This is a genomic window from Pandoraea thiooxydans (assembly GCF_001931675.1).
GTDB lineage: Bacteria > Pseudomonadota > Gammaproteobacteria > Burkholderiales > Burkholderiaceae > Pandoraea > Pandoraea thiooxydans.
This window is the reverse complement of sequence record NZ_CP014839.1, coordinates 866194-888139: the sequence shown is the minus strand read 5'-3', so window position 1 is coordinate 888139 and position 21946 is coordinate 866194. Positions and strand designations below refer to the sequence as shown.

Annotated in this window: 19 protein-coding genes and 1 tRNA gene; 5 read left to right on the top strand and 15 right to left on the bottom strand. The window is 63.5% G+C overall.

Going from position 1 to position 21946, the window contains the following annotated elements:
* Window positions 1–29: 29 nt before the first annotated feature.
* The 3 genes from PATSB16_RS04020 to prpB are packed head-to-tail and all read right to left on the bottom strand — an operon-like array spanning window position 30 to window position 3603.
* On the bottom strand, window positions 30–1481 hold the full coding sequence (locus tag PATSB16_RS04020) for a bifunctional 2-methylcitrate dehydratase/aconitate hydratase (RefSeq protein ID WP_047212745.1): 1452 nt from the start codon (window positions 1479–1481) through the stop codon (window positions 30–32).
* 41 nt (window positions 1482–1522) lie between these two features.
* On the bottom strand, window positions 1523–2680 hold the full coding sequence (gene prpC, locus PATSB16_RS04015) for a bifunctional 2-methylcitrate synthase/citrate synthase (protein WP_047212744.1): 1158 nt from the start codon (window positions 2678–2680) through the stop codon (window positions 1523–1525).
* 26 nt (window positions 2681–2706) lie between these two features.
* Entirely contained in the window at window positions 2707–3603 is an 897-nt protein-coding gene (gene prpB, locus PATSB16_RS04010) for a methylisocitrate lyase (protein WP_047212743.1), read from the bottom strand.
* 235 nt (window positions 3604–3838) lie between these two features.
* On the opposite strand from prpB, the gene prpR reads away from it, so the two are divergent.
* A complete protein-coding gene (gene prpR, locus PATSB16_RS04005) occupies window positions 3839–5830 on the top strand; it encodes a propionate catabolism operon regulatory protein PrpR (RefSeq protein ID WP_072628602.1) in 1992 nt (663 codons plus the stop codon).
* Window positions 5831–5865: 35 nt separating this feature from the next.
* Here prpR and PATSB16_RS20795 read toward each other — a convergent pair whose 3' ends face one another.
* Window positions 5866–6027 (bottom strand): hypothetical protein, encoded by a 162-nt coding sequence (locus tag PATSB16_RS20795; protein ID WP_156884595.1) that lies wholly within the window; start codon window positions 6025–6027, stop codon window positions 5866–5868.
* Window positions 6028–6344: 317 nt separating this feature from the next.
* Here PATSB16_RS20795 and PATSB16_RS20990 point away from each other — a divergent pair, with 317 nt between their 5' ends.
* Together PATSB16_RS20990 and PATSB16_RS03995 are read left to right on the top strand one after the other, a co-directional pair.
* A complete protein-coding gene (locus PATSB16_RS20990) occupies window positions 6345–6596 on the top strand; it encodes a hypothetical protein (protein WP_169834597.1) in 252 nt (83 codons plus the stop codon).
* Window positions 6597–7349: 753 nt separating this feature from the next.
* On the top strand, window positions 7350–8087 hold the full coding sequence (locus PATSB16_RS03995; RefSeq protein ID WP_047212741.1) for a glutathione S-transferase: 738 nt from the start codon (window positions 7350–7352) through the stop codon (window positions 8085–8087).
* Here the strand turns inward: PATSB16_RS03995 and PATSB16_RS03990 are convergent.
* From PATSB16_RS03990 to PATSB16_RS03950, 9 genes are all read right to left on the bottom strand, one after another.
* Window positions 8057–9442, bottom strand: coding sequence for an ATP-binding protein (locus tag PATSB16_RS03990; RefSeq protein WP_047212740.1), 1386 nt, complete (start codon window positions 9440–9442; stop codon window positions 8057–8059). The genes PATSB16_RS03995 and PATSB16_RS03990 overlap by 31 nt on opposite strands.
* The gene (locus tag PATSB16_RS03985; RefSeq protein WP_047212739.1) at window positions 9418–10080 is read right to left on the bottom strand and encodes a response regulator; all 663 of its coding nucleotides are present in this window, start codon (window positions 10078–10080) and stop codon (window positions 9418–9420) included. The genes PATSB16_RS03990 and PATSB16_RS03985 overlap by 25 nt, the downstream gene beginning before the upstream one ends.
* A 221-nt stretch (window positions 10081–10301) precedes the next feature.
* The gene (locus PATSB16_RS03980; protein ID WP_047216247.1) at window positions 10302–10601 is read right to left on the bottom strand and encodes a hypothetical protein; all 300 of its coding nucleotides are present in this window, start codon (window positions 10599–10601) and stop codon (window positions 10302–10304) included.
* A gap of 755 nt (window positions 10602–11356) precedes the next feature.
* On the bottom strand, window positions 11357–11569 hold the full coding sequence (gene rpsU, locus PATSB16_RS03975; protein ID WP_047212738.1) for a 30S ribosomal protein S21: 213 nt from the start codon (window positions 11567–11569) through the stop codon (window positions 11357–11359).
* A gap of 138 nt (window positions 11570–11707) precedes the next feature.
* Window positions 11708–11798: transfer RNA gene (locus PATSB16_RS03970), tRNA-Ser, on the bottom strand.
* Between the two features lie 103 nt (window positions 11799–11901).
* Window positions 11902–13209: a serine--tRNA ligase gene (gene serS, locus PATSB16_RS03965; RefSeq protein ID WP_047212737.1), complete on the bottom strand. Its 1308-nt coding sequence runs from the start codon at window positions 13207–13209 to the stop codon at window positions 11902–11904.
* Between the two features lie 85 nt (window positions 13210–13294).
* On the bottom strand, window positions 13295–14677 hold the full coding sequence (locus tag PATSB16_RS03960) for a replication-associated recombination protein A (protein WP_083566853.1): 1383 nt from the start codon (window positions 14675–14677) through the stop codon (window positions 13295–13297).
* Window positions 14678–14801: 124 nt separating this feature from the next.
* Window positions 14802–15443, bottom strand: a complete 642-nt coding sequence (lolA, locus tag PATSB16_RS03955) for an outer membrane lipoprotein chaperone LolA (RefSeq protein ID WP_047212736.1) — start codon at window positions 15441–15443, stop codon at window positions 14802–14804.
* Window positions 15444–15447: 4 nt separating this feature from the next.
* The gene (locus PATSB16_RS03950) at window positions 15448–17769 is read right to left on the bottom strand and encodes a DNA translocase FtsK (RefSeq protein WP_047212735.1); all 2322 of its coding nucleotides are present in this window, start codon (window positions 17767–17769) and stop codon (window positions 15448–15450) included.
* A gap of 269 nt (window positions 17770–18038) precedes the next feature.
* Here PATSB16_RS03950 and trxB point away from each other — a divergent pair, with 269 nt between their 5' ends.
* Both trxB and PATSB16_RS03940 read left to right on the top strand, forming a co-directional pair.
* Window positions 18039–18992 carry a thioredoxin-disulfide reductase gene (trxB, locus tag PATSB16_RS03945; RefSeq protein WP_047212734.1) on the top strand — a complete coding sequence of 318 codons (954 nt, stop codon included), beginning with the start codon at window positions 18039–18041 and terminating at the stop codon, window positions 18990–18992.
* Window positions 18993–19043: 51 nt separating this feature from the next.
* Window positions 19044–19709 (top strand): Smr/MutS family protein, encoded by a 666-nt coding sequence (locus tag PATSB16_RS03940; RefSeq protein WP_047216245.1) that lies wholly within the window; start codon window positions 19044–19046, stop codon window positions 19707–19709.
* Between the two features lie 31 nt (window positions 19710–19740).
* Here the strand turns inward: PATSB16_RS03940 and PATSB16_RS03935 are convergent, their stop codons facing one another.
* The gene (locus tag PATSB16_RS03935; protein WP_047212733.1) at window positions 19741–20079 is read right to left on the bottom strand and encodes a P-II family nitrogen regulator; all 339 of its coding nucleotides are present in this window, start codon (window positions 20077–20079) and stop codon (window positions 19741–19743) included.
* Window positions 20080–20162: 83 nt separating this feature from the next.
* On the bottom strand, window positions 20163–21842 hold the full coding sequence (locus PATSB16_RS03930) for an NAD+ synthase (RefSeq protein WP_047212732.1): 1680 nt from the start codon (window positions 21840–21842) through the stop codon (window positions 20163–20165).
* Window positions 21843–21946 lie beyond the last annotated feature (104 nt).

The window sequence follows — 21946 nt, the reverse complement described above, 5'->3', positions numbered from 1 at the left end:
GAACGAAGGCACGCCATTGGCGCGCCGGCTCAGATCACGAACATATCGACGAACTGCTGAACCGGCATGGCCTGCAGCTTGGCCGCATCGAGCGTGAGCGCGAGGATGGCGTCCTGCTGCTTGGCGGGGAAGCGCCGCGCCAGATTGGTCTTGAATTTCTCGACCAGCAGCGGCATGCCTTCATCGCGGCGGCGCCGATGGCCGATCGGATACGCGACCACGACTTCCGGCAATTGCGAGCCATCGTTGAAGGTCACCGTCAGGCCGTTGGCGATCGAACGCTTGTCGGGGTCGTGGTAATCCTGGGTGAACTGCGGATCCTCCACGCAGGTCATCTTCGCGCGCAGCGCATCGATGCGCGGGTCGCTGGCGATGCGGTCCTCGTAGTCCTCGGCGGTCAGGCGTCCGAACAGCAGCGGCACCGCGACCATGTATTGGATGCAGTGGTCACGGTCGGCCGGATTGGCCAGCGGGCCCTCTTTGTCGATGATGCGGATCGCCGCCTCGTGCGTGCGGATGGTGATCTTCGCGATGTCCTCGACACGCTTGCCGTGCTGGGCCAGTTGCCCATGCAGCGTCATCGCCACTTCGGCCGCGGTTTGCGCATGAAACTCGGCCGGGAACGAGATTTTGAACAGCACGTTCTCCATCACGTAGTTGCCGTAGGGGCGCTGGAACTTGAACGGCTGCCCCTTGAACAGGACGTCGTAGAAGCCCCAGGTTTTCGCGGTAAGCACGGTCGGGTAACCCATCTCGCCGGTCTTGGCCATCAGCGCCAGGCGCACCGCGCGGCTGGTGGCGTCGCCCGCGGCCCACGACTTGCGGCTGCCCGTGTTGGGGGCGTGGCGGTAGGTGCGCAGGCTGTGCCCGTCGACGAAAGCCAGCGACACGGCGTTGAGCAGCTCGTCGCGCGTGAGGCCCAGCAGTTGTCCGACCACTGCGGTGGAGGCAACTTTCACCAGCAGCACGTGATCGAGCCCGACGCGGTTGAACGAGTTCTCCAGCGCCAGACAGCCCTGGATTTCGTGGGCCTTGATCATCGCGCCGAGCACCGCGCGCATGGTCGGGGGCTGCTGCCCGTTGGCGACGGCATTGCGCGCGAGCCAGTCGGCGGTGGCGAGGATGCCGCCCAGATTGTCGGACGGATGGCCCCATTCAGCGGCCAGCCAGGTGTCGTTGAAATCGAGCCAGCGGATCATCGCGCCGATGTTGAAGGCCGCTTGCACGGGATCGAGCTGGAACTGCGTGCCGGGCACCTTGGCGCCGTTGGGCACCACCGTGCCGGGCACGATCGGGCCCATCAGCTTGGTGCAGGCCGGGTACGAGAGCGCCTCGAGGCCGCAACCGAGCGTATCGATCAGGCAATAGCGCGCGGTTTCCCACGCGGCGTCGCTCTTGATCTCGTAATTGAGCACGTAGTCGACGATGTCGACCAGCACCTGATCGGGTGCCGGGCGAACGGATGAAATGGCAGCAGACATGGTTTCTCTTCAGTCAAAAAAATCGTAATCCGGCGCGCCGCTCAACCGCGTTGGTCGATCGGCACGAACTTCAGGTTTTCGGGGCCAGTGTAATTCGCGCTGGGCCGAATGATCTTGTTGTCGACGCGCTGCTCGATGATATGCGCGCTCCAGCCGGAAGTGCGCGCGATCACGAACAGCGGAGTGAACATCGCGGTGGGCACGCCCAACAGGTGATAGCTCACCGCCGAGAACCAGTCGAGGTTGGGGAACATCTTCTTGACTTCGGCCATCACGCTCTCGAGCCGCTCGGCGATCGCGTACATCTTCAGGTTGTGCTGCGCCTCGCCCAGTTGCCGCGCCACACGCTTGATGACTTCATTGCGCGGATCGCTGATGGTGTAGACCGGATGGCCAAAACCGATGATCACTTCCTTGGCCTCGACACGGCGGCGGATGTCGGCCTCCGCCTCGTCGGGCGTATCGTAGCGCTGCTGGATCTCGAACGCCACTTCGTTGGCGCCGCCGTGCTTGGGGCCGCGCAGTGCGCCGATCGCACCGGTCAGCGCCGAGTACATGTCCGAACCGGTGCCGGCCACTACCCGCCCGGTGAAGGTGGAGGCATTGAATTCGTGCTCGGCGTACAGAATCAGAGAGGTGTGCATTGCGCGTACCGCGAGTTCGCTGGGCACGGTGCCATGCAACAGGTGCAGGAAGTGTCCGCCGATACTGTCGTCGTCCGTTTCGACTTCGATGCGGCGGCCGTGCTGGCTGTAGTGATACCAGTACAGCAGCATGCTGCCCAGGTTGGCCATCAGGCGGTCGGCGATATCGCGAGCGCCAGGCAGGTTGTGATCGTCTTTCTCCGGCAGGATGGTGCCCAGCAACGACACGCCGCTGCGCATCACATCCATCGGATGCGCGCTGGCGGGAATCTGTTCGAGCGCCGCGCGCAGGTTCGCTGGCAGGCCGCGCAGCCCTTTGAGCTTGCGCTTGTAGCTGGCCAGCTCGGTGCCGGTGGGCAGCTTGCCGTGCACCAGCAGGTGGGCGACTTCCTCGAATTCGCATTGCTCGGCCAGATCGAGAATATCGTAGCCGCGGTAGTGCAGGTCGTTACCCGAGCGGCCGACGGTGCACAACGCGGTATTGCCAGCGGTGACGCCGGACAGCGCGACGGATTTCTTCGGCTTGAAGCCGGCGGCGGCAGTGTTTTCGCTCATGGAATCCTCCAGATCAAAGTGGGTGCTTAGGCTTTTTGCTGGGCGAAAAGCGCGTCCAGCTTCTGTTCGTAGACGTGGTAGCCGATGCTTTCATACAGCTCGGCGCGCGTCTGCATGGTGTCGAGCACGGCCTGCTGCGTGCCGTCGCGGCGAATCGCCTGATAGACGTTCTGGGCGGCCTTGTTCATGGCGCGGAACGCCGACAGCGGATAGAGCACCAGACTGACATTGGCACTGCGCAATTCATCCACCGTAAACAGCGGGGTGGCGCCGAATTCGGTGATATTGGCCAGTACCGGCACCTTCACCGCGTCGACGAATTGACGGTACATCGACAGTTCGGTCATGGCTTCGGGGAAGATCATGTCGGCGCCCGCCTCGACGCAGGCGCAGGCACGGTCGATGGCGGCCGACAGCCCTTCGACGGCCAGTGCGTCGGTGCGCGCCATCACCACGAAATCGGGGTCGGTGCGCGCATCGACAGCGGCCTTGATGCGATCGACCATTTCTTCCTGGCTGACGATCGCCTTGCCGGGTCGATGCCCGCAGCGTTTCGCACCGACCTGGTCTTCGATGTGCATGGCGCCGGCGCCGAACTTGATCAGGGATTTGACGGTGCGCGCGATGTTGAACGCCGACGGCCCGAAGCCGGTGTCGACGTCGACCAGCAGCGGCAGGTCGCATACATCGGTGATGCGCCGCACGTCGGTGAGCACGTCGTCGAGCGTCGAAATGCCCAGGTCGGGCAAACCCAGCGAGCCGGCCGACACACCGCCGCCGGAAACGTAGATTGCTTTGAAGCCGGCGGCCTGCGCCAGCAAGGCATGGTTGGCGTTGATTGCGCCGACGATCTGCAACGGCAGCTCGGTTTGCACCGCGGCGCGAAATTTCGCGCCGGCGGAACCGGATGACGATGTTGTCATGAGACTTCTCCGAACACAGGGTGACGAAATGATCGATATTCAGCAAGAGCTGTGCCATCACACACCGTACCGCTGGGTAAAACGCTAACGCATTATTTCCATTGAGTTATTTTTGCGCATGATGAGCTGTTTGGAAGGTTGGCAATGCCCATCCATTTCAATTTTGAAATCTCAAAATGCAAATTTGAAATTTCACGTGCTATCCTGAACGGGTTTTCCGGCCCTCTTTGAACTCATGTCTACCCTGCCCGCGCCGCCACTGTCGTCCCTGACACGTCCCGTTGCGACAACGTCGCGCAAGCCGACGCTATGGGCGGTGGGCATCAGCAAACTGGGCGCGCTGTACCGCGACATCGTGCCGGAGTACGCAGCGGCCGCCGATATTCAGATCATCGACAAGGGCTACGACGAGGTGATCGACGAACTGGCCGCGCAACCGGCGGGCACGGTCGACGGCATCATCGCGGCGGGGTCGAACGGCGCCTATCTGCGCGAGCGCCTGGCATTGCCGGTGGTGCTGGTCAAGGTCACCGGTTTCGACGTGATGCAGGCGCTGGCGCGCGCGCGCCGCATTTCGTCGCGTATCGCGCTGGTGTCGTATGCGCGGCCGGTATTGGAGTTCGAGCGTTTCAAGAACGCCTTCGGGCTCGACGTCGGCCAGTGGTCTTACCGCAATGCCCAGGATGCCGAGGATCTGGTGCAAATGCTGCGCCAGCGCGGCATCGAGGCGGTGGTCGGGCCGGGGCTGGTGACGGAACTGGCCGAGAAGAGCGGCATGGCGGGCATTTTTCTCTATTCGCATGACTCGGTGCACGCGGCCTTCGAAACCGCGCTCGAAGTCGCACGCTTTAGCCGCATCGAAGCGTGGCGACGCGAGCGGCTCGACACGATCCTGCGCCACCTGCGCGATGGGGTGATCGCGGTCGACACCAACGAGCGCATTCAATCGATCAATGCGCCGATGCTGACCATGCTTGGCCTGGAGGCCGGCACCTCGCTGACCGGCCGCACGCTGGGCAGCGTCGCGCCCGAACTCAGCCTGCAGCGCACACTGGCCAGCGGCGAGGCCGAACTGGAAACCATTGTGCCGCTGCTTGGCAAGACCTATGTGGTCAATCGCATCCCCCTGCGCGAGCAGAGCGTGCTGACCGGCGCGGTGCTGACCTGCCAGGATTCGCTGGCGGTCAGCCGGATCGACCGTTCGCTGCGCTCGCGCCATCGGCCTCGTCATCTGGTGGCCCGCTACCGGCTCGACGATCTGGTCGGCACGTCGCCCCCGATCGAGCGCATCCGCACGCTCGCCAGGCACTACGCCGCGACCGATTCGACGATATTGATCGACGGCGCGAGCGGCACCGGCAAGGAACTCGTCGCGCAGGGCATCCACAATGCCAGCCGGCGCGCCGACTACCCGTTCGTCGCGATCAATTGCGCGGCATTTCCGGAGACGCTGCTGGAGAGCGAGTTGTTCGGCTACGAGGAAGGCGCGTTTACTGGCGCGCGGCGCGGCGGCAAGGCCGGGATTTTCGAGACCGCGCACAATGGCACGCTGTTTCTCGACGAAATCGGCGAAATGCCACTGCCGCTGCAGACGCGCCTGTTGCGCGTGCTGCAGGAACGAGAAGTCCTGCGGCTGGGGGCGAACGAGCCGATCCCGTTCGACGTTCGGGTGATTGCCGCCACCCACCGCGATCTGCGCGCGCTGGTGGCGCAGGGCGACTTCCGCGAAGATCTCTACTATCGGCTCAATATTTTGCGCCTGACGTTGCCGCCGTTGCACGCGCGCCGCGGCGACATCGCGATGCTGGCGCACCGCCTGCTGGAGCGCGCACTGACCCGCGCCGGCGCGCAACTCGGCGCCGCGCAACTGCTGGCCGAACTCGAGCCGCTGCTGCAGAACTACGCGTGGCCGGGCAATGTGCGCGAGCTGGAAAACGTGCTCGAGCGCATCGCCGTGTCATGCGCGGCTTTGCCCGACGTCGCGGCGCTGCGCTCGATGCGGTGGCTCGACATTGCCCCGGAGCTGTTCGGCCCGAACTCCGAGTCTGCCGCGCCATCGGCCGGCTCAGTGTCGCGCGGACTGCGTGATATCAGCCAGCGGAGCCAGCGCAACCTGATCCGCGCGATGCTCGCCGAGTGCGGGGGCGATCGCGACGAAGTGTGCCGACGGCTGGGAATCAGCCGCTCGACACTATGGCGAAGGCTGCGCGAGTCGCCCGGCGATTGACTCGTTGGTTCGTCAACAGCCGGGCGACCAGGCGCTTAATGACCGTGACGCATGCGGTCTCTCAGATGATGCCAGTCCATGCGCTTGTGCGACGTACTTTCGCCGGCGTGGCTGACCCATAGGTAGTCGACCATCATGCCGAGCGCGAAGCTTACGATCAACGCAATGACCATCATCCACAGCCCGATTCCAGACATGGCAACCTCCTTTCATTCAGGCACCACCGTTACATTTTAGGTCAGATTTTCCGTGATTGAAGTCGCCCGCTGGCGTCGCGTGGCAGCCGACACGGTGTTTCAAGCCTGCAACGCCAGCGTCGACGGCAATCTTAGGATGCCGATCAATAGCAATGCCAGAACGGGCTGGATGTACATGTGTTGAGCCCGACCATGCGGCCATTGATCTCGCGGCGAGGCCCGTCGATGTTGCTGGGAGGAGCATCGCGTCTCGGACCACTGGCGCCAGGCGTAGGCACTTCGCGCCGCGGACCATCGACCGTGACCGACGACGTGCTGTGACTATATGCGCCGCCACCGCCGTCGGGCCCGCCACCACCACCGCCGCCCGCACCGCCGCCGCCGCCGCCGCCGCCGCCACCGCCACCACCGCCACCACCGCCACCACCGCCACCGCCGCCGCCGCCGCCGCCACCGCCACCACCGCCGCCGCCGCCGCCGCCGCCACCACCACCGCCGCCGCCGCCACAACCGCACGCATAGGCGGTGTTGATCGTGACACCGACCACAGCACACGCGATGAACAGTGATAACAAGAGTGTCAGAAACCGTTTCATATGCGCCCCCTTACCTGATGCCGAAAGCGCGCGTTCGCCGGCAACCGGACGAAACGCAGCGAGGGCCCGCAACATGAGTCTTTTTTTGGGCAAAAGGGAGCCCCGGCAACACGCGGCTGCCTTCAGGCGCGACCTTTGTGAATGCTAGATCTCTCTGTTACACCAGAGCTCAAGCGATATCCATGCCAGAACGCTTAAGCCTCTAATTTGATTGAATTATTTAGCAAGATTATCGAGCGACTCAAGCGGGCTGCCGATAAAACGTTTCTGTCGTGAAACGGCCGCGGCAAATATGCAAAACGGTATGTCGCCAAGACTCCCGCGCTGCCTTGGCAAGCACCGGTCAGCCCAATCGTCAGGGATGCCAACCAAACGGCTGGACGGCATCGAGCATTGGCAATTTCCGCTCTGCCCTGCGACCGTTCGAACTCCGGGCCAATGGCCGTCGCGCCATAGGCGTGTCGCGGGCCCGGGCCGCGGCGGGACCAAAGCCTATAGAAGTTATTCACATCATCTGTGAAAAACCCTGTGAATAAGTTTTGATCGCCGCGGGGAAATCGCCTGCCAGCGGGCCTGTCAAGATATCTGCCCAATATCGGGGCAATTGATAAAAAATAAATTTTCGGGCCGAAATCAGCTACGCGGGACACTTGACAAAGACGCTTTCGCGGTGCCAGCGTTGATCCCAGACGCAGCATTTGCACGCTCGATTACGAGGAGGGCTTCATGCGTTATGAACTGTATTACTGGCCGTCTATCCAGGGGCGCGGCGAATTCGTTCGGCTCGCATTGGAGGAGGCCGCCGCCGAGTACATCGATGTGGCGCGCGCGCCGTCGGACCGACACGGTGGCGTGTCGGCGATGATCGGGATTTTTCAGGATGCCGGCCACCCGCACTCTCCCTTCGCGCCGCCGTTCCTGCGGGCCGGCAAACAGCTGATCGCGCAAACCGCCAATATCCTGCTGTTTCTGGGACCTCGCCATGGCTTGGTCGGGCAGAGCGAGACCAGGCGCCTGTGGACGAACAGCCTGCAGTTGACCATTGCCGACATGCTCACCGAGGTGCACGACACACACCACCCGATCGGCAGCGGCTTGTACTATGAAGAACAGCAATCGGAGGCGCTGCGGCGCGCCGAGGACTTTTTGCGGCACCGGCTACCCAAGTTCCTCGCCTATTTCGAACGGGTATTGGCGGACAATCCGGCGGGCGAGCGCTATCTGGTCGGCAATGCGCTGTCGTACGCGGACTTATCGATGTTTCAAATGATCGAAGGACTGCGTTATGCGTTCCCGCACGCCATGAGCGGCGCCGCTCGTGCCTATCCCCGCCTGATCGATCTGCACGACCGGGTCGCCGCGCGAGCGCGCATCGCCGCTTATCTGGCCTCCTCGCGCCGCATCCCGTTCAACGATACGGGCATTTTCCGGCACTATCCGGCGCTCGACCGACCGGCCCGATAGGCAACCAACGCCGGCGGCTGCACGAAGCGTACGATCAGTCCACCCTGCCCGTCGACTGCATTGGCCGCGCTGACCTGGCCATGCAGGCGGGCTGCCGCGCTGCGCACGATTGCCAGCCCCAGACCGCTACCCGCTTCGCCGGTACCCAATACGCGATAGAACGGGTCGAAAACCCGCGTGAGCATGTCGGCGGGGATACCCGGCCCGGTATCGCGCACTTCCAGCACCGCGGCGCCGGTGGCATCGCGCCGAAGGCTGACGTCGATGCGCCCGCCCTGCGGCGTATAGCGGATTGCATTGTCGAGTGCGTTGCGCAAAATCGAACCGAGGTCGTCGGCACGGCCCCGCATGGTAAGTGCATCCATGTGGATCATGCCCAGATCGACGCCCTTGGCCTCGGCCAGCGGCAACAGGTCGCCGATGACCTGCTTGGTGAGCAGGGTCGCGTCGAAGCGCTCGTCGATCATCTCCGGTTTGGCCTGAAAGCGTGCCAGTTCGAGCAACTGCTCGAGCAGCACGCGCATGCGCTTGAGGCCCCCTGCGACCGATTTGAGGCGCTCGCGCGCCGGTGCGGGCAAATCGACCTGGCCGAGGTTCTCCACCTGAATCGTCAAGGCGGCCACCGGCGTGCGCAACTCGTGCGCGGCATCGGCCACGAAGCGCCGCTGTTGCTCGAGCGAGAGCGCCAGACGTTCGAGCAGGCGATTGATCGATCGAACGAACGGCAGGATTTCACTGGGTACGCCCTGCCTGGACAGCGGCGTCAGGTTGGTGTCGCCCATCTCGTCGACCTGGCGTGACAGGCGGGTGATGGATTTAAGAAAAAACCGCACCAGCAACGCGGCAATCAAAATCAGTACCGGGATCAGCCCGAGCAACGGAAACAAGGTCAGCCAGCCGCTGCGGCGGGCAATGTCGTCACGGGCTTCGGTGCGCTGCGCCACCGCGATGCGCTCGGAGCCCTTCAGCGTGCGCAGGTAGACGCGCCACGTGTCGTGATGCGCGGTGACGGTATGCCATCCGTCGGGCAGTGTGCCCGCCACGCGCAGCGGCAGCTTGTCTGCCTTGTCATGAGACGGCAGGCCCGGCTGCACGCGAAAAATCAGGATGCGCGCGGCCTCGTCAGCGTCGCCGCGCAGAACGCCGTCGGTGAGCTGCTCGGCCATCTCGCCTGCGGGGAACAGCCAGGCGATTTGCTTGAGCTGATCGTCCTGTAAATCGCGGGCCTGCTCGAAAGCCGAGAAAAACGACAGGCCGGCACCCAGCAAGCCGACCCCGAGGATCGTCGCCGACAGATACACCGCCATGCGGCGAAACAGCGAGCGGTTCGTCAGTCGACTTTCGGCACCATCCATCCCACCCCCCTGACATTTTTGATGACGTCGGTGCCGAGCTTTTTCCTCACCCCGTGGATCAGAAATTCGACCGCGTTGCTCTCGACTTCTTCGTTCCAGCCGTAGATACGCTCCTCCAGCTCGGTGCGCGACAGGATCGCGCCCGGCCGCACCAGCAGCGCGTGCAGCAGCGCATATTCGCGCGCCGACAGACGGCAGACGCTGCCGCCATGGCGCGCCTCGTGCGTCGCCGGGTCGAGGCTCAGCGGGCCGTTGCTGAGCAGCGGACTGGCCTGGCCGCCATGGCGCCGGATCACGGCCCGCATGCGGGCAAGCATCTCACCGAGATCGAATGGCTTGACCAGGTAGTCGTCCGCGCCCAGATCGAGTCCCAGGATACGGTCTTCGACGGCGTCGCGCGCGGTCATCACCAGCACCGGCGTTGCGCACCCCTGCAAACGCATTTGCCGCAGCACGTCGACGCCGTCGCGGCGCGGCAAACCGAGGTCGAGCAGCACCAATTCATACTCCTGGGCACTCAGCGCCGCCAGTGCACTGTCGCCATCCTGCGTCCAGTCGACCGCGTAGGCCGCGTCGCGCAGCGCAAGCATGACCGCCTCGCCAATCATGCGGTCGTCTTCCACCAGCAGTATCCGCATGTGCCTCCCCTTCGCTGAAAAGTTGTGTTCGCCAGGAATTCAGCCTTGCAAGCTACGGTATCAGACTTAGGCCTTACTTAGGGTTGTTGCATTCGTGCAGACAGCCCTGGGCCGTGCCGGACCGGACGCCGCCAGCGCGCCCGCCGCAACGCGACCGCGGGACATCGTGCCGCCGCCGCGGCACCCGAGACGCCGCCCGGCAACGCAGGGCAATGGCCAAATCAAGGCGCGGCGCCCGACCAGTTGACCCGGCGCACATTGCGGTCTTCTCCCAGGCGCATGACAAGCGTCGTCAGCGCGGCTCGCGAATCCGGCGGGCACGCCAAGGTGACGGTCGCCGACGCGACATCGTCGCCGGTCTCCCGCGTGACGACAACTTGCGTGACACGCAAGCCAATCGTATTCAGATCGATGAAGAGCTGCTTGCGCAATGCATTGAGCGCCGAGCTCAAGCAGACGATGGTGAGGTGATAGGTCGGCCCGCCGTGCCGACCGAATGGAGCGGAATTGAAAATGCGCATGGGCTTCCTCGCATGGCTGCGAATGGCACGGCCGCAGACGTTGCGGCGCGCCATTCTCCGGACAGACCAGTAACGACAAACCCCCGTGCAGCGGCACGAGTGGCTCGTCCGAATGTCCGAACTTTGAAATTTACGGTAACGGCAGGCCGACGAGTCGGGCCTTCAGACACCGCACCCTGCCTGGCAGGATGCGGCAGACGACGAAGTTCTGCGGATCCTCAGGCAGTCAGGCCGATCGGAGATCGACTACAACTTGCATCGGTATTCACAGATACCTCCAGGAATTGAGTTGGCGGCATGATAAATTCCCACGTCGCTCACGTCAAGGAATTGGCCGCCGTGTCGTGAACGTTCACGCAAGGCGGCATGCATTGTCCGGGCAAGGAACCCGGGGGAGTTTCAGCAGTTTCCCTTTTTCGCTTGCCCTGGCGGGCAAAAACCGTTGCCGGGCCCGCCACGCGGGCCATCCGGCACAACGACCACGCCTGGCGCGGGGACGTAAAGGGCGCATCCCTGGATCAAGGTCGCGACGGCAAACATCAGCATTAGTGTGGTTTTTTTCACGCGAATCGTCCGCTTAACCTTGGGATGGCGTCAAAGTACCACAGTTCGGCAACGGCCGTCCCACCGGTGGGCAGCGCCGACAACGCTTTTGCGCTACCTGATGCCAGCAATGACGACAGTAACGAAAAAACCCGCCGGCAAAAAATCAGGCGGGTCTTTTCATCGTAACGGAACGAATCCGTTACGAATTTTCAGTACATCTTTTTCTTGAGCGTTTGGCTACGCAGGCGCTTACGCAAACGGCTCACCGCGGCAGCTTTTTTGCGCTTGCGCTCGGTGGTCGGTTTTTCGTAGGACATCCGTGCCTTCACTTCCTTGATCAGGCCGGTGTTGTCAATCGCGCGGCGGAAGCGGCGCAGGGCCACCTCGAGCGGCTCACCATCTCTAATAGCGATCTTTGTCATGCATTCCTTGTGCGTGGCGTTAGTTCAGCGGCCCAGTTTACACACAGAGACCGTTGCAAAATTAGGCGATGCGATTCAACCACCGATCGACATCGCAAGAAAAAGCCGTATGGTTCCGGCTTCGACTTCGATACTTCTTGGCGGAAAGGGTGGGATTCGAACCCACGGTACGGTATAACCGTACACCGGATTTCGAGTCCGGCGCATTCGACCTCTCTGCCACCTTTCCTTACAACATCGTCCAGCCTATGGTTTAACAGGCGGCGAAACAGCGATTCTAGCAGAAAATCCTGCCAAAAACCAAGCCCCAGGACACGACTATTCGATGGACTTTACCCGTTGGCTGGCGTCAGCTGGCTCAGCCCGCCCATGTAGGGCCGCAGCACCTCGGGAATCGTGACGGAGCCGTCGGCGTTCTGGTAATTTTCCAGCACCGCCACCAACGCCCGGCCGACCGCGAGACCCGAGCCGTTGAGCGTATGCACCAGTTCCGGCTTGCCTTGCGCGTTGCGAAAACGCGCCTGCATGCGCCGCGCCTGGAACGCCTCCATGTTCGAACAGGAGGAGATTTCGCGATAAGTGTTCTGTGCCGGGATCCACACTTCGAGGTCGTAGGTCTTGGCGCTGCCGAACCCCATATCGCCGGTGCACAGCACGATCGTGCGAAACGGCAGCTCGAGTTTCTTCAGGATGGCCTCGGCGTGCGACACCAGCGCCTCGAGAGCCTCGTACGATTGCTCCGGGTTGACGATATGCACCAACTCGACCTTGTCGAACTGGTGCTGGCGGATCATGCCGCGCGTGTCTTTGCCGTAGCTGCCGGCTTCCGAGCGGAAGCACGGCGTATGGGCGACGAATTTGAGCGGCAGCACACCGGCATCGAGGATTTCGTCGCGCACCAGATTGGTCAGCGACACCTCGGCGGTGGGGATCAAATAGAAATTCTCGATTCGCTCGCCCTCGTCGGTGCCGAACTTGCGCGGCACCTTGAACAGGTCTTCCTCGAATTTCGGCAGTTGCCCGGTGCCGCGCATCGACGCGCTATTGACGATATACGGCACGTAGGCCTCGGTATAGCCATGCTCGCTCGTGTGGACGTCGAGCATGAATTGCGCCAGGGCCCGATGCAGGCGGGCGATACCGCCTTTCATCACGGCAAAGCGCGCGCCGCTGAGTTTGGCGGCGGCGTCGAAGTCGAGCCCCAGACCGGCGCCCAGATCGACGTGGTCGCGCGGCGCAAAGCCCATCTCGCGCGGCGTGCCCCAGCGGCGCACCTCCACGTTCTGGGTTTCGTCGCGGCCGATCGGCACGCTCGCATCGGGCAGGTTCGGCACCCCCTGCAGCAGTTCCGAGAGTTGCGCCTGAATGACCTCCAGGCGCATCGCGGAGGCCTTCAACTCGCCGCCGATACCGCCGACCTCGGCCATCACCTCGCTGGCGTCGCCCCCTTTGCTTTTGAGCACGCCGATTTGCTTGGACAGCGTATTGCGGCGCGCCTGCAGTTCCTCGGTACGGGTCTGGATTTCTTTGCGCTCGGTCTCGAGCGACTGCAGAGCGCTCACATCGAGCGAGTAACCGCGCGTGGCGAGCCGTTGCGCGACGGCGTCGATGTCTTTGCGAAGGAGTTGAATATCGAGCATGGGGTAGGCCGGGCTAAGTTGTAGAACGTCAGGTAGGCGATTTTACCCGACCCGGCCACGGATTCGGCGCTCGGCGCTTCGCGCATCAATCCCCGGCGTCAGCCGGTTCGGGCGGCGGCTTGTCGTCGGGGGCCGGCTCGGCCTGGCGCTGGCGCTGCCCGGCAGCCTGCTGCTTGCGCCATTGGGCATCCAGCGATCTGAGCCATTGCAGCTTCTCGGCGATCTTGCCCTCGAGCCCGCGCGGCACAGGTTTGTACCACTGCTGGGCACGCAAATCGTCGGGAAAGTAATTTTCGCCAGCCGCATACGCATCAGGCTCATCGTGCGCGTAACGGTATTCGTGACCGTACCCCAACTCTTTCATCAGCTTGGTCGGCGCATTGCGCAGGTGCACCGGCACGGCGCGCGATTTGTCCTTGCCGATAAAGGCCCGGGCCTGGTTGTAGGCCATATAGCCGGCGTTGGATTTGGGCGCGGCGGCCAAATACAGGACAGCCTGCGCCAATGCCAGTTCGCCCTCCGGCGTGCCCAGGCGCTCGTAGGTCTCGGCCGCGTCCAGCGTGATGCGCGCGGCGCGCGGATCGGCCAGGCCGATGTCCTCCCAGGCCATGCGCACGATGCGGCGCGCCAGATAGCGCGGATCGGCGCCACCGTCGAGCATGCGGCAGAACCAATAGAGCGCGGCATCGGGCGCACTGCCGCGCACCGATTTGTGCAATGCGCTGATCTGATCGTAGAACGCATCGCCGCCTTTGTCGAAGCGGCGCAGGCTCTCGGTCAGCGCGCTGGCCAGCAGTGCGTCGTCGATCACCGTGGCCTGCTGCATCAAGGCGGCCTGCGCGACGATCTCGATATTGTTGAGCAGCTTGCGGCCGTCGCCGTCGGCCGATGCGGTCAAGGCGGCCCGGGCACTGTCGGTCAGCGTGAGCTCACCGCCCAGTTCGGCCAAAGCTCGTGCGAGGAGCTCGCTCAGTTCATCGTCCGACAGGCTCTTGAGCACATAGACCGCGGCGCGCGACAGCAATGCGCCGTTGACTTCGAACGACGGGTTTTCGGTAGTCGCACCGACGAAAATGAACAATCCGGATTCGACGTGCGGCAAGAAGGCGTCTTGCTGGCTCTTGTTGAATCGATGCACTTCGTCGACGAACACCAGCGTCTGCTTGCCCTGCGCGCGCTGGATCTGCGCCGCCTCGACCGCATCGCGAATGTCCTTGACCCCGGAGAGCACCGCCGAGAGCGCGATGAAATAGGCGTGAAACGCATCGGCCATCAGCCGCGCCAGCGTGGTCTTGCCCACTCCCGGCGGGCCCCAGAGGATCATCGAGTGCGGCCGGCCCGATTCGAAGGCGACGCGCAGCGGCTTGCCCGGGCCCAACAGGTGGCGCTGGCCGATCACATCGTCGATGGTGCGCGGCCGCAGGCGTTCAGCCAGCGGCACGGAAGCTTGGAGTGGCGAGTCGAGCATAACCTTGGCCTCGCCGACGGCGGGGCATGAAGCGGGAAGCGAAAAACGCGAACGGCGCACGAGTGCGCCGTCCGGGAGGGTGGCGCAATGGCTCATTATGCCAGTGACGCCGGGGCAATGCCGTTTATCCCTTGATCACATCGACCCCTTTGGGCATGACGAATTTGAAATGGCTCAGATTGATGTGAGGATTTTTCTGGATGTTCTTGAAGGTCAGCATCGTCGTGTTGCCGAATGCGTCGTGCAGTTCCATGGCGGCGAGATTGTTGTCCTTGAAACCGATCGCCACGCGTTGGAACTGGGTATCCTTCGAGCGGGGCGTGAGCGCCACCCAGTCGATTCCGTCGCGGGCGCCGAGGTCCTTGAGGACGAAGTTCTTCTCGAGATCGTCGCTGCCGAACAGGATCGCCGCGGGGCTCGCGCCAAGCGACGCGTCGAGCTTGCGCTCGGTGACCTGCTTGAGATCCTTGTCGTACACGTAGAGCTTTTCGCCGTCAGCCTGCAGCAGTTGCTCGTATGGCTTCTGGTAGATCCAGATGAAACGGCCCGGACGGGCGAATTCAAAGGTACCCGACGCCTCCTGCCGCGACTTGGGTTCACCGTTCGAGTCATGATTGATCTGGTGCTGCTCGAACTCGCCCCGCGCGGTTTTCACCTGCGCCACGAACGCCTTGATCTGCGACACGCCATCGGCCATCGCGCCGGCCGACATGGCCATCAAGGTCACGCCGGCAAACAGCGCGGCCCAGTATTTGCTAAAACGCATGCAGTTATTCTCCCTCGCGGTTGGGCACCAGGATCTCGCGGTTGCCGTTGCTGGCCATCGCGGACACCAGGCCCGATTGTTCCATTTGTTCGAGTAGCCGGGCAGCCCGGTTGTAGCCGATGCGCAAGTGGCGCTGCACCAGCGATATCGAGGCGCGACGATGCTTGAGCACCACCGCGACCGCCTGATCGTACATCGGGTCGGACTCGCCGCCGCCCGCGCCGGTTCCGCCCTCGCCCGGCGCGCCGCCCTCCTCGCCGTCGAGCGTGCCGCCCTCGAGGATGCCTTCGATGTAATTCGGCTCGCCCTGCTCCTTGAGGCGCTCGACGACGCGGTGTACCTCGTCGTCGGCGACGAAGGCGCCGTGCACGCGCAGCGGCAAACCGCTGCCTGGCGGCAGGAACAGCATGTCGCCCATGCCGAGCAGTGTCTCGGCGCCTTGCTGGTCGAGAATGGTGCGCGAATCGATTTTCGACGACACCTGGAAGGCCACCCGCGTCGGCACGTTGGCCTTGATCAGGCCGGTGATCACGTCGACCGACGGCCGCTGCGTGGCCAGGATCAGGTGAATGCCGGCAGCGCGCGCCTTTTGGGCGATCCGCGCGATCAGCTCTTCGACCTTCTTGCCGACCACCATCATCAAATCGGCCAGCTCATCGATCACCACCACGATGTACGGCAATTTTTCGAGCGGCTCGGGCGCGTCCGGCGTCAGCGAAAAAGGATTGGGGATCTTTTCCTCGCGCTTGGCCGCCTCTTCGATCTTGTTGTTGTAGCCGGCCAGATTGCGCACGCCCAGCTTGCTCATCAGCTTGTAGCGGCGCTCCATTTCGGCCACCGTCCAGTTCAGCGCATGGCCGGCCTGGCGCATGTCGGTGACCACCGGGCACAACAAATGCTGGATCCCTTCGTACATGCTCATTTCAAGCATCTTCGGATCGATCAGAATCAGCCGTACCTGGTCGGCGGTCGCCTTGTAGAGCAGCGACAGGATCATTGCGTTGATACCCACCGATTTGCCCGATCCGGTCGTGCCCGCCACCAGCAGGTGGGGCATTTTGGCGAGGTCGGCCACCACCGGTTTGCCGCTGATGTCCTTGCCGAATGCGAGCGTGAGCAGCGACGGCGAATCGTTGTAGACCTCCGAGCCGAGAATTTCCGTCAGCCGCACGGTCTGGCGGCGCGGGTTGGGTAGCTCCAGCCCCATGAAATTCTTGCCCGGGATGGTTTCCACCACGCGAATCGACACCAGCGACAACGAGCGCGCCAGGTCCTTGGCCAGGTTGACGATCTGGCTGCCCTTGACGCCGGTCGCCGGCTCGATTTCGTAGCGGGTGATGACCGGCCCCGGGTAGGCGGCCACCACACTGACTTCGACGCCGAAATCCTTGAGCTTTTTCTCGATCAGCCGCGAGGTGAATTCCAGCGTCTCGGCCGACACGGTTTCCTGGGCCACGGGCGCGGCATCGAGCAGGGCCAGCGGCGGCAAGGTCGAATCGGGCAAATCCTGGAACAGCGGCACCTGCTTCTCTTTCTCGACGCGCTCCGACTTTGCCACCGTGACGACCGCCGGCACGATCTGCACCGGCTCCTGCACTTCCTTGCGCACGCGCCCCTGTTCGACCATCCCCTCGCGCGCCATCGCGGCCTCCTCGCCGAGCTTGCGATCGCGCTTGGCTTCGTGCCTGCGGCGAATCAGCGAAGCGGTGTCGAGCAGCAGCATACCCACCTTTTCGGCCACGCTGAGCCACGAAAAATGGAAAAACAGGCTCAGTGCGCAAGCGAACAGGAACAGCAGACAAAGGGTGCCGCCCGTGAAACCGAGGGCATGCTGAATGCCGCTGCCGACGAGATCGCCGATGATACCGCCCGGCGCGCGCGGCAACTGCAGCTTGAGCGAATAGAGACGAAGCGACTCGATGCCTGTGCTCGACAGCATTAACAGGACGAACGACACCAGTTCGATCCACCCGCCGTTATAGAGGCGCTCGCGCAACGGCGGCGGCATACGGTGCTGCGCGATACGGCGATACCCGCGCACCACCCGCCGCGCCAGAAACACGACCAGCCAGTAGGACGACAAGCCAAACGTCACCAACAGGATATCGGCAATCCAAGCGCCGACCCGACCGCCCCAGTTGGCGATCTGCTCGACGTGGGCGGCGTGCGTCCAGCCCGGATCCTGGCGACTGTAGGTCAGCAGGATCATCAGCAGGAAGGCCATGACCGCGACCTGCACCATCCAACGCATTTCGTTGAGCAGGCGGGACATGCGATTCGGCAACGATGCCCCGTTGGCGGCGGAATAGGAAGATTTGGTCGTCATCAATCCGTGAATAGAAACCGCAGGCGCGAGGCAGTGTCGATGACGGCATGCCGGCGGCTGCGTGGGCCAGGGCTCCATTGTAAACAACAAATGCCGCTCGGCCGGACAAAAGCGTAAGCAGGTTTTACAAGCCCGCGGCGGCATCCGCCCTGACGACGGCTATGGCTTGGATTGACAGGTTCGATCAACGCGCGAGCCCTGCGCCCCTTATAATGAGGGCTTTCCGGCCGCCACACCGGTATCGCCGGGCTTTCTCTCCGATACACGCCATGTCCAACGTCAAGCACGCAAAAGTTTTGATTCTCGGCTCCGGCCCGGCCGGCTACACAGCTGCCGTCTATGCCGCCCGCGCCAACCTGAATCCGGTACTGATCACCGGTATCGCGCAGGGCGGGCAGTTGATGACGACCACCGACGTCGAGAACTGGCCGGCCGACGCCAACGGCGTGCAGGGTCCCGAACTGATGCAGCGGTTTCTCGAGCATGCCGAGCGTTTCAATACCGAAATCGTGTTCGATCACATTCACACCGTGAAATTCGACGAACGGCCGTTGCGCCTGATCGGCGACGCCAGCGAATACACCTGCGACGCGCTGATCATCGCCACCGGGGCTTCCGCGCAATACCTCGGCTTGCCGTCGGAAGAAAAGTTCAGCGGCCGCGGCGTATCGGCCTGTGCCACCTGCGACGGCTTCTTCTATAAGCAGCAGGACGTGTGCGTGGTCGGCGGCGGCAACACCGCGGTCGAAGAGGCGCTTTATCTGTCGAATATCGCCAGGAAAGTCACGGTGATCCATCGTCGCGACAAGTTCCGCGCCGAGCCGATTCTGGTCGATCGCCTGCTCGAAAAGGAAAAAGAAGGCCGCGTGGCGATCAAATGGGATACCGTGCTTGACGAAGTCACGGGCGACGACTCGGGCGTCACCGGCGTGCGCGTCAAGAACGTCAAGACCGGCACGGCCGAGGAGATTGCGCTGCAGGGCGTGTTCATCGCCATCGGCCATAAGCCCAACACGGACATTTTCGAAGGCCAGCTGGAAATGAGAAACGGCTACATCGTCACGCGCGGCGGACTCGACGGCAACGCGACCGCGACCAGCGTGAGCGGCGTGTTTGCGGCCGGCGATGTGCAGGATCACGTCTATCGCCAAGCCGTCACCAGCGCGGGCACGGGCTGCATGGCCGCGCTCGACGCGCAGCGTTACCTGGAAAGTCAGGAGTAAAACGTGCGGGCGCCGTGCCGTCACGGCGCCCGCATGACGCATGGAGGCATCATGGGCAAGAAACCGCCGAGGCTAGATCTGGCCGGACTGGCTCATTTGCGCAACCGCCTGCAGGATCAAGCCAAGGCACAAGCCGAGGAGCGCCTGCTGGCCGAGCAGCGCCGCCGGGAGCAGGCGGCCGAAGCACAGATTTTTCGTCGCAGCGTGGGCGACATCACGCCGCTGCCCGGCAAACACGGCGACGAGCGGGCTCCGCTCGAGCGCCCTCGCCCCGAACCATTGCCACGCCACACGCGCCAGGACGAGGCCGCCGTGCTGCAGGAATCGCTGTCTGATGAATTCGATGCCGATACGCTGCTCGAAACGGATGAAACCCTGTCGTTCCGGCGCCCCGGCCTGAGCACCACGGTGGTGCAGCGGCTGCGCCGCGGGCATTGGGTGATACAGGCTCAGATCGATCTGCATGGATTGCGCCGCGACGAGGCACGCGAGGCGCTGGCGCAGTTTCTGCACCAGGCCGTCAAGCGCGGCCTGCGCTGCGTGCGTGTCATCCACGGCAAAGGCCTGGGGTCCGTCAATCGCGAACCGGTGCTCAAGCACAAGGTGCGCATCTGGCTCGCTCAAAAGAACGAGGTCATGGCATTTTGTCAGGCGCGCGCGCAAGACGGCGGCTCGGGCGCGCTGGTGGTGCTGCTGCAGGCGGGCTCGCCGCGCTGATCCCGGCGGCAGCCGTTGCCCCGCCCCGGTCTTAAACCGCCGCTTCGCCTTCTTCGCTGGTGCGAATGCGGATCACCCGTTCGACGTCCGTGACAAAAATCTTCCCGTCGCCGATCTTGCCGGTGCGGGCGGCGCCCAGAATTGCGTCGATGACCGCCTCGGCCTGATCGGCGCCGACCACGACTTCAATCTTGATCTTCGGCAGAAAATCGACCACGTATTCAGCGCCGCGATACAGCTCGGTATGTCCCTTCTGGCGACCAAAGCCCTTGACTTCGGTCACCGTCAGGCCGGCCACGCCCACCTCGGCCAGCGCCTCGCGCACCTCGTCGAGCTTGAAGGGTTTGATGATGGCTGTGATTTGCTTCATTGTCGCCTCGTTATCCTGGTTGATGAAGTATCGGTCGTATCGTCTGTTGGCATTGTACCGACCTGGCCATGCCGCAACGCGTGTTATTCCTGAAATTTCGACGTGATCGGGTAGCGCCAGTCTCGCCCGAAAGCGCGGTGCGTGACCCGAATGCCAACCGGCGCCTGACGCCGCTTGTATTCGTTGATCTTGATCAGCCGCGTCACCCGGCGCACGTCCGCCTCGCTGTAACCGGCCGCGATGATGTCGGCCAGCGAGCGATTATCTTCCATGTACATTCGCATGATCGCGTCGAGAACGTCGTACGGCGGCAGGCTGTCCTGATCCTTTTGATTCTCGCGCAGCTCGGCCGACGGCGCGCGGGTCAGAATGCGCTCCGGAATCACCTCGCGCCGCGCGAAGTCCGCGCTCCGATTGCGGTATTCGCACAGGCGGTAGACCAGCGTCTTGGCGATATCCTTGATCACCGCGAAGCCGCCCGCCATGTCGCCATACAGCGTGCAGTAGCCGACCGCCATCTCGCTCTTGTTGCCGGTGGTCAGCACGATCGAACCGTATTTGTTCGATAGCGCCATGAGCAGCGTGCCGCGAATGCGCGCCTGAATATTTTCCTCGGTGGCGTCTTCGGGCAGCCCTTTGAACTCGTCGGCCAGCGCCCCGCCGAACGCGTCGACCATCGGCGCGATCGGAATCTCGTCGTAGCGCACGCCCAGCCGAGCCGCCATATCGCGCGCGTCGAGCCAGGAAATATCGGCCGTATAGCGCGATGGCATCATCACCGCCCGCACCCTGTCGGCACCCAGCGCATCGCACGCCAGCGCCAGCACCAGTGCCGAATCGACCCCGCCAGACAGGCCGACGATGACGCCCGGAAAACCATTCTTGTTCACGTAGTCGCGCACGCCGATGGTCAGCGCCGCATAGACTTTGGCCTCAAGCGAGCGTGTGGGCGCAATGTCGGCGGGCAATGCGCGCGCGCCGTCGAAATCGACCAGCGCGAGCCCCTCCTCGAACAACGGCATGCGCGCGACGACCTCGCCCGCCGCGTCGAGCACGAACGAGCCGCCGTCGAACACCAGTTCGTCCTGACCGCCCACCAGATTGACATAGACCAGAGGCAGTCCGGTTTCGGCGACCCGCGCTCGGGTGACATCCAGGCGCAGGTTCTCCTTGTCCAGGTGATAGGGCGAGGCATTGGGCACCAGCAGCAACTGCGCGCCAGCCGCCTTGGCACGCGCGGCGACCGCTGGATGCCAGACGTCCTCGCAGATGGTCAGGCCCATGCGCAACCCGTTGAGCTCGATCACCACCGGCTCTTGTCCCACCGCAAAGTAGCGCTTCTCGTCGAATACTTCGGTGTTGGGCAGTTCATGCTTGAGGTAGGTCGCCAGCACCGCGCCATCGGCCAGCACCGAGACGGCGTTGTAGCCGGCGCCGTGTGCCATCCCGCCGTTTGCGCTAAGATCGTTCGTGCGCGGCGCGGCCCCGGCCGGTAGCCACGGATGACCGACGACCACGTGCAGTCCCGGGAAGCGCAGCAAGTCCTGGGTAAGCTGCTCGAGTTGGGCGCGGCAGCCGTCGTAAAATGCGGGGCGCAACAGCAAGTCTTCCGGCGGATACCCGGTCAGGGCCAGCTCCGGGGTCAGAAGCAGATGCGCTCCACCGGCAAATGCCGTTTCGGCGGCAGCAAGAATTCTGGCGGCATTTCCGGCGAAATCACCGACGATACAATTGAGTTGTGCGAGTGCGATTCTGGTTTTCATTCCCGATACCTGATCTGGCGGAGCGCTCCTGGTCCGGACAATTGGCTCCGGCCGGGCGCGTGGTCGCCGCCCTGGCCGATGTCGGCCGGGTTCATACCGTCGAC